Annotated in this window: 1 pseudogene; it reads left to right on the top strand. The window is 78.4% G+C overall.

Annotated elements, in window-relative coordinates:
• Window positions 1-399, top strand: a pseudogene (locus tag QM517_RS18090) (hypothetical protein); the annotation flags it as partial.

Genomic DNA, 399 nt, shown 5'->3' with positions numbered 1-399 from the left:
CCGTGCTGGCGGTGGGGATCTACGACCGGCTCGTGCAGCAGAGCGCCGCGATCGTGGACCTCCGCCGAGACAACCCGCGGGGCGGGCTGGGGTCTCCCGCGGGCTCCGCGGTCACCGTCGCCGCGTCCGGCGCCGAGGCCCGAACCGCGGGCAGCGGCGGGTGCCCGGCAGACGCTGCCACGGGGCACGGCAACACGGATACGCCCGCGCCCGGACCCGGACTGGCGCAGGCGCCCGACACGCGGACGGCCGATCAGGTGCGCGCCGACCTCCTCGCGGACCTGCTCCTGACCGCCGCGCCCGACGCCGACCCCACCCGCAGCGACGACGGCCCCGGCGCCCTCGGCGCGATCCGCGCGCGGGTGCAGGTCGTCGTTCCCGCCCTCACCATGCTGCGAC

The sequence above is a fragment of the Microbacterium sp. IEGM 1404 genome (assembly GCF_030056775.1).
In the GTDB taxonomy this organism is placed as follows: Bacteria; Actinomycetota; Actinomycetes; order Actinomycetales; family Microbacteriaceae; genus Microbacterium.
The sequence above is the reverse complement of the archived record's forward strand: the minus strand, read 5'-3'. Positions and strand labels throughout refer to the sequence as shown.